The sequence below is a fragment of the Mycolicibacterium austroafricanum genome (genome assembly GCF_902705885.1).
In the GTDB taxonomy this organism is placed as follows: domain Bacteria; phylum Actinomycetota; class Actinomycetes; order Mycobacteriales; family Mycobacteriaceae; genus Mycobacterium; species Mycobacterium vanbaalenii_A.
Window position 1 is genome coordinate 1 of the sequence record NZ_CACSIP010000062.1, and the last position, 8,007, is coordinate 8,007.

Annotated in this window: 5 protein-coding genes and 1 pseudogene; 5 read left to right on the forward strand and 1 reads right to left on the reverse strand. The window is 61.8% G+C overall.

Annotation, left to right across the window (positions count from 1 at the left end; genetic code table 11):
- The first annotated feature begins 215 nt into the window (after positions 1-215).
- Genes BEMPMBAN_RS29660 through eccCa form a run of 5 tightly spaced genes read left to right on the forward strand, consistent with a single transcriptional unit; the run spans position 216 to position 7,242 of the window.
- Complete coding sequence (locus tag BEMPMBAN_RS29660) at positions 216-959, forward strand: hypothetical protein (protein ID WP_159235044.1); 744 nt, start codon at positions 216-218, stop codon at positions 957-959.
- Between the two features lie 16 nt (positions 960-975).
- Positions 976-1,281, forward strand: coding sequence for a type VII secretion target (locus BEMPMBAN_RS29665; protein ID WP_159235045.1), 306 nt, complete (start codon positions 976-978; stop codon positions 1,279-1,281).
- Positions 1,278-1,559 (forward strand): hypothetical protein, encoded by a 282-nt coding sequence (locus BEMPMBAN_RS29670; protein ID WP_159235046.1) that lies wholly within the window; start codon positions 1,278-1,280, stop codon positions 1,557-1,559. The genes BEMPMBAN_RS29665 and BEMPMBAN_RS29670 overlap by 4 nt, the downstream gene beginning before the upstream one ends.
- Before the next feature lie 25 nt (positions 1,560-1,584).
- The gene (gene eccB, locus BEMPMBAN_RS29675; protein ID WP_159235047.1) at positions 1,585-3,066 is read left to right on the forward strand and encodes a type VII secretion protein EccB; all 1,482 of its coding nucleotides are present in this window, start codon (positions 1,585-1,587) and stop codon (positions 3,064-3,066) included.
- Positions 3,067-3,120: 54 nt separating this feature from the next.
- Positions 3,121-7,242, forward strand: a complete 4,122-nt coding sequence (gene eccCa, locus BEMPMBAN_RS29680) for a type VII secretion protein EccCa (protein ID WP_159235048.1) — start codon at positions 3,121-3,123, stop codon at positions 7,240-7,242.
- 22 nt (positions 7,243-7,264) lie between these two features.
- On the opposite strand, the pseudogene BEMPMBAN_RS32845 reads toward eccCa, so the two are convergent.
- A pseudogene (locus BEMPMBAN_RS32845) lies at positions 7,265-8,007 on the reverse strand (hypothetical protein); the annotation flags it as partial.

The following is an 8,007-nucleotide window of genomic DNA, read 5'->3' on the forward strand; positions in this document are numbered from 1 at the left end:
CCCTGCCCCACCCGCCCCCGCCGCCGGGGCCGCGGGCCCCCCCTCACACCCCCCCCCGCGGGGTCCCCCCCCACGTGGGGGGGCGCGCGGGTGTTGGGTTGGCGGGGCGNGGNGGGGNGACTCCCGAGGCCCCAGGGGGACAACCCGGTGCGGTCGGCGGGAATCAAGGTGAGCCTCAAGGTGAGCCGGTACCACCTGCACCCAATCTTGGTGGCGTGGGCACGGGCGATCCGCTCAGCGGCCTTGTGAACGCGGCCGGGCAGATACCCGCGGCTCTGGGTGGTGCACTCGGGGCGCCGCTGAACAGTCTTGGTGGGTTCGGTTCCGCGTTGGGGTCAGCGCTGGGGCCTGCATTCGCGCAGCAACAGGCCGAGGGCCCTGATCCGTACCGTGACGATTCGCCGGGGACAGGCAATCCGAATGAACCAGATAAGCCAGATCACCCCGACGAGCCGAAGAAGGAAGAACCGGAGCCCAAGAAGGACGAACCCGCTCCGGAGACGCCGCCTGGAGCCCAACCGCCAGCACCGGCGCCGCCTTCTGATGTGGTGACAGACAACGACGGCAAGACCACAAAGGCCGCCAGCATCGGCCTGGCAAAGGCATTGGACAACGTGCGCAATCAGGGGATGGACATCCCTACTGGTTATCGCGAGGCGGGCTTCACTGTTCCACCGGTGACCGCGACGATCCCGCCGGAGCAGAACGTGCCGCCGTCGCAGATCATGGGTGGGGATTTGGCCAACACCGGGACCCGGTGGGTGACCGTGTGGGACAAGAACACTGTGTTGATGGATGGGCAGCTGCGGCCGATCAGCGACCTTCCCAACAACGGTGAAATGAAGGGCTATTGGCGGCCACCGGAATCCGCTAGCGCCACGATCAGTACTGCGGCGCACGTGGCCGCGCCGGCGCAACCAGCGTCCGGGCAGACGTCGAGTCCTACCACGGGCAAGTAGAAGGAGATCAACGATCATGTCAAAGACCACGATTGACACCGATGTCCTTCGGCAACGCGCGCACGGTTGGCGCCAGTGGGCCGAAGACCTTGAAGCCTACCCGGCCAACTACAACGAGGTTCACGAGAACATCTACCGACAGGGCGCGATCATGGCGCCGGTGGCCAGTGCGGCCTCGGAGGTTTTCGCCGAGCAGACAACGACGTACAACCGGTGTGGGGAGCACCGGCGCCAAATCGCGGCAGCTGCCGATGCAGCTGCAGTCCGCCTTGACGCGGCCGAGGAGGCGCACCGCCAGGGACAACAGGGGGTGTCAGGGTGAGCGATGCACGGTTGTTCAGGGAGGTCACACCCGACAACCTGCTTGCGGCGACCGTGGATGCAGACGGTTACAGCGTCAGTGTTCAAATCACGGAAGACGCCATGAAAATGGGGACTGAAAGGCTGCAGCTGATGCTCACCCGCGTGAATCGGGTGGCGTGGCTGGTTTCGCAGGCCACAAAGCGTGACCAGATGCGCGCTGCCGGGATCAGCGATATCGATCCCGACATCCCCACCTGGGACGACGTTCGAGCAGCAAAATCCCTTCTTCACGAATAGTCCTGGCAATTAGGGGATTTAATACATGGCGGTCAATCGCGCTTCGGCGCCGCAGTCGAGCGGCTACCTGTTCTTCTTGCGCAGACTAGGTGCTGCACAGCTCACAGGGGACGCCTCTCTTGAGGAAGATCCACACCGCGAACAGATGCTGGCCGTGGCAACTTCGCTCGCGATCGGCGTGGTCCTGGTGATCATCATGGTGATCGCTTCGATCATCAAACCTGTTGGTTCTGTGGGTAACTCAATGATTCTTCGGGACCTCGACACCGGGGCCCAGTTTGTGCGGGTGGGCGACATCCTGTATCCGGTACTGAACTTGACGAGTGCACGGTTGATCGCCGGCAAGCCCGATAACCCTGAGCCAGTGAAATCCTCGGCGATGTCGAAATACCCGACCGGGCCCTTGGTGGGAATTCCTGGCGCACCGAACTGGCCGATCACCTCACCGCGCCAGGACCGCTCACGCTGGGCTGTCTGTGACAGCCTGCACGACAACCCCCTGGCACCACCGACAGTGACGGCCCTGGCCGGCCAGTTATCTCCAGAAGATCGTTCACACGTGCTCCCTGACGGCCAGGCTGTGCTCATGCGCTATGGGGGAAGCACATTCGCGGTGTGGGGATCGGTGCGCTCACCGATCGACACCACCGATAGGGCCACGGCATTGGCGGTCGGAGTGGATGTGTCGACGGCCAAGCCCCGCGCTATGTCACGGGCCCTGCTCAACGCGATTCCAGCCACACCACCGTTACGGATTCCTGTGATCCCCAACGCTGGGGCGCCCAGCCCGTGGAATATCGCTCCCGGTGTCGTGGTCGGCTCAGTGCTGCAAGTCGAAGATCCCTCGGGCGGAACCGAATTCTTCGCGCTCACAGAGCAGGGCGCTCAGAAAGTGCCACCGTTGGTGGCGTCGTTGATCCGTGGATCGAACGCGTTCGGTGCTGCCACGGCGATCAAGGTGTCCACCGACCGGCTCGCGGGAGTGCCCGCCGCACATGTGCTCGACGTCGACTATTACCCACAGAACCGCTTGAGCTTCGTCGATCCGGCGACCAACGGCGTCACGTGCCTGACGTGGGAGAAGGCTTCGGGAGAGAAGCGTTCCACCACCAGCATTCTGGTAGGTCGCACGCTGCCGTTGACCGATGAGCAGCAGAAGTTGATCGTGTCGTTGACACGCGATGACCGCCGGGGAACCACAGCCGATCAAGTGTGGATAGCCCAGGACGCGGCCGCCCTGTTCCGGGTCACCGGCATGGACCCAGCGGCAACGACCAAAGAGAGTATCTGGTGGCTGGCCCCCAACGGGGTGCGGTTCGGGATTCCGTTCGACAAGCCCACCTGGGATGCGCTCGGCCTCGATATCAGCGCCGCAGACCAAGCACCCTGGCCGATGGTGCAGCCATACGCCGAAGGCCCTCTGCTGACTCGGGCCAATGCCGAAGTCAAACAAGACACCCTTGCCCCAGGTAAGGCCCCATTGCCCCTGATCACTGCCGGCCAATAGCCAGACGCTGTGCCTGGATCATGCCGTTGATTGATGGCCCGAAAGGAATCTTCCATGCCGACAAAGCTTTTCGAGCGGCCTGCAGATATCAAAGCGCCCAGCCTGGCCGGCGATAAACGCACGCTCCCGGCACCACCTACGGTGCAGCCAGGCCGTTTTCGCACAATCGTTTCGGTCATTTTGCCCGTGGGCCTGGTGGTCGGCATCATCGGAACCATCGTCATGCTTTTTCTGGTGGGCGCGCGCACCTTTACCGGTGTTGGTCTGATATTTCCGTTGATGATGATGATGTCGTTCGGCGGCATGATGGTGCAGAGGTTCGGCGGCGCGAACAAGAAGACGCGTTCGGATCAAGAAGGTGAGCGCGAAGAGTACGGGCAGACTCTCGACGAGTTCCGCAATGTCGTCGATGCGGTGGGGGAGAAGCAGTTCGAGCGAGTGCTGTTCTTCAATCCGAATCCGTTGGATCTCGTGCGGATCGTCGCTGATGGATCTGCTCGCATGTGGTGTCACCGGCCGCCGTCATTGCAGTTCGGGAAATGCCGTGTAGGGGTGGGGCTGTCGCAGTTGGCGATAGAACTCAAGACACCGAAGCTGCCTGACCGCACCAAGCGTGACCCCATGCCTAACACGATGCTGCGCGACTTTTTCCTGGAAAAGCCCTACATACGTGACATCCCCATGCCGTTGGCGTTGCGCAGCAATCCGGGATTCGCCTTCTACGGGGACATGCCCACGATCCACGGACTGGTGCGGTCCATGTTGTGCCAACTGGCGACATTCCACGGCCCCGATGACATCGCCATCGCGGTCGTCACCGCCAATCCCGCGCAATGGGAGTGGCTCAAGTGGATGCCACACAGTTGCGACCCGACCACACACGACGGTGCTGGGCCCACTCGCTTGGTGTTCACCAGCCCGAAAGACTTCGACCGCGTCTTTGATCTGAACAACAGTCGTGGTGACTTTGTCGCGGTCAAAGAACCGGACGGCGGTCAGCACTCGCAACCAAAAGTTAGTGACGTGCGTCACTTGATCGTGGTGGATGACGACACCGGGGCTGTCGAGGAATGGAATAGGGTGACCCGCTCCCGCTTAGGTGTTGAAGCGACCACGTTCTTGCGACTGGCCACTCGGCGGTCGGATGGCTGCGGATGGACACCGGAGACAACGTTCCAGGTCACCGACGACCGCCGCATTTGCGATACCGCTTTAGGTGAACCCTTCTACTACGCGCGTACCGACTGCATGTCGGTGGAAGACGCCGACGAATTCGCCCGGGCCATGGCGACCTGGGATGCCACCAAGGGCGCGTCGAGCGTCGTGGAGATCATGGAGCAAGAAGGCGGGCTGCTCGAAACCCTCCGGATCGATGATGCCCGGCATTTGGAGCCGCACCGCATCTACGCAGCCCGTAAATCGCCAGACAGCAAGCTGCGAGGACTATTTCCGCTGGGCCGCTACAAAGACGGATCGACGTTCACGATGAATGTGAACTCGACCTCAGCGATTCCCCGCGGAATGGGTAACCACGGTCTACTCCTGGGAGCAACCGGTTCGGGGAAGTCGTGGACACTGCTGGCCTTCATTCTCTCGCAAGCGATCACCCACTCCGCAGATGTCCTGCAGCACATCATCCTTGACTGGAAAGGCCGCTCATTCGGGCGGCGCGTGGCCGATCTTCCGGGCACTCTTATGGTGCTCTCCAACCTCGGCAAGGACGCCGAATATGTTGAGCGACTGGAAGACGTCTTGGGCGGCGAACTCGATCGACGTCAAGAGATTCTGGATTCGGTGGCCGAGAACCTGAATCGCCCGGAACTGGCAGAAGTCGAAGACTACGAGCGGGCACGAGTTGAAGAGGGCCACGAGGACTGGGAGCCGCTGCCCTGGATTCAGATCGTCGTCGACGAGTTCACCGAACTGTTCGAGATGTACCCACAGATCGTGCCGGTATTCGTCCGGATCGCCCGCCTGGGGCGCTCGCTGCGGGTCAACTTGCTGCTGGCGTCGCAGCGGCTGGAGGAATCCAAGCTGCGCGGGATGGAAGCACACTTCGGCTGGCGCATCGCGCTACGGGCGTTCAGCGATCAAGAGTCCCGGTCCTTTATCGGAGATCCGCGGGCCGCGAAGATCCCCGAAGACGGTGGTGGCGGTCGCGGTTTCATCAAGGTTGGCGAGGGGGAGCTGCAGGAGATCCAGATTTACGATGTCGGCTCTCCGTACCGGCTTCCACGGGCAGAAGTGCAAGCCGAGCAAGTACAGCAGACCGAGAATTACTTTGAACCGCAACTGTTTTCGCTCGATGCGGTGCCGCTTCCAGAACGCAAGCTCACTGAGAAGAAGCCCGACGCGCAGACCGAACCTAAAACCGACGATGACGAAGATGACGTCGCGATCGGCGCCCTTGTAGACGTCGCGGTGGCCGCACTCAAACCGCACCGCCCGAAAAGACGTCACGAAATGTGGCTGGAAGACCTGCGCACACCTCGTCTGCTGGAGGATCTGCACCAGCAACACTACGGAACCCCGTGGTATCAGGGCTATTTGGAACGTCGAGACCCGTCGATGTCGGTTCCGGTGGGCATCGTGGACAAACCGAGATTGCACGCACAAGATGTGCTGGCCTACGACTTATCCGACCCCAACATCGGTATTGTCGGGGAGCCGCGGTCGGGCCGAACCACAACAGCGATGACATTCCTGGCAAGTCTGGCAATGCGGTACACACCTGAGCAGGTGCAGTTCATCGGAATACGGTTGGGCGGGCCCGGCCTGTCAACACTCGATAAGCTACCCCACTGCGCCGGCATCTACGGCGCGGATGACGCCGAAGGCCTCACGCGAGCGATCTCTGAGATCGTGAACTTGGTAGAGAGCCGAGAAAGGTCCTTCCCTGAGCACGGCATCGAGGACGTTAAAGACTGGCGCCGCAGGCGATTCGGACTGGCCAGCGGGCATGTGCCGCGCGACGGCTTCGGCGAGGTGTGGCTAGCGATCGACAATCTGCAGGATTTTGCCGTGCGATTCGAACGGTCCTATGACGCCATCAAGTCGATCATGGGCAAGTGCGGCTCGTATGGAGTGCATGTGCTGTGGACATCCTCGGCGCTTATCGGCGGCGGTATGCAAAAAAGCGTCACCGACAACACCCGGCTCATCCTGGAACTGCGGCTAGCCGATGAGACCATGAGCGAGGTGAGCCGCCAGGAAGCCAAGAAGGTACCTGACGACATCCCCGGACGCGGCCTGAGCAAAGAGGGTAAGCAGATCCTGCATATGATGTACGGGTTCCCCGGCCGGCGCCGCACCGCTGACGGTGACCTGGAGGTGTCGGCGCTGGTTGAGCAGATTGTGTCCGTGGCAGGTTCGGACAAACCTGTCACGGTGCGGCGGCTGCCCGAAAAGGTCTCTCTCGAAGAGGTCTGGCGGATCCCACGGACCGACGATGACCACAAGCATTCGATTCGCTTGGGCATCGTCGACACCGACCTGGGACCAGCACGCGTGGACTTCAGCAAGGTGAATACCTTCCTGGGGGTGGGCGCCTCAGAGTCGGGTCGTTCCAACCTGATCCGTGTCATCGCACGCGGGATCATGCGGCAGTACACGCCCGAAGAAGCCGTGATCCACATGGTGGATATCAAGCGGCATCAGCTGGGGGTGGTCACCGAGAAGTCGGGGTACCTTGGTCACTACTGCTTCCTGCAGGACCAGGTACAGGGCCTGGCCTATGAGCTTGCCGCCGAGCTGCAGTCTCGTCAACCAGAGGGTAAGTCCGACCAGCAGATGCTGATGGCCGGCGCACAGTTCACCGGCAAGCGGATCTTCGTTTTGGTCGACGACATGACAGCGTTAGTCAATATGGGTATGGGTCTAGACCCCCTGGCACCGTTCGTGGAGTTGGGGGGATACGTCGGGTTGCATCTGATCATCGCCGGTGGAGCCCGCGACTTCTATCGTTGGGCAGAGAATGGAGGTGACGTGATGCGCAAGGTGTTGGGAATGCAGACACCAGGTGTGATCCTCGACGCCACCAGGAATGATGGAGCATTGGTCGGTGGGGTTGTAGGTGAGCGGCAACGTCCCGGTCGCGGGTTGTATGTCCAGGCCGGCGGAAAGGTCACCACAACAATGGTGGCATGGGAGGAACCGCCGAGAGCCGCCGCACAATAGCGGTGGCTGTCGGCGGTCGCTATTACGCTGTGACGGCCCTGAGCAGCTGCCCGGCCTGCGCCCGGTACTTGTTGTAGGCGTCAGGGAATGCGGAAATTTGAACAGCCTGAGCGGCTTGACCGAGGTCCATTCGCTCCCAACCATGGACCTTAAGCAGAGCCGTATAGAACTTGTTGGCCGAGATGGTCGGGTTCATCAAATCTGCGGTAGCGCCCCAGCTTTGGCGCTGTTGGAATGGACCTACAGAATCGTGGTCGTGGCCCACGCCATCGTTGGGAATTGCCAACGATGCGGGAACAGAAGAGTTCGCAAGGGATTTCAGCTGCGACTCGGCGAGTGCGGTCATGAGTGCGATCTGGATCCCGGCCGGCCTGATCCCGAGACGCAGCCCTTCATTGACGATCGCCTTGGCGACTTTCATCTGACGCTCGTTGAGATTCTGGAAGACCGAAGGACCACCAGCATGCGTCAAGGGGGAACTGTTTGCACCCGAGGGCGATTGGTAGCCACCGCCGGTTTTGGTGATGCCGGAGAGGTTGGGGAAGGCGAAGCCGCCGCCGCCACCGCCCATGGATGCTGGAGCGCCGCCACCCATGGCGCCGGCGGGGGCCATCGCTGCGCTCCCGGCAGGGGAGCCGCCACGCAGCAACTGCGCTAACATCACCGCACGCTGATCAGATGCCTTGATCAGATTGCGGGCGGTTCCGGTGCGGTTATCCAACTCCCGCAACATCTGCCGATCCCCAGCAGGACTGCCCGTATACG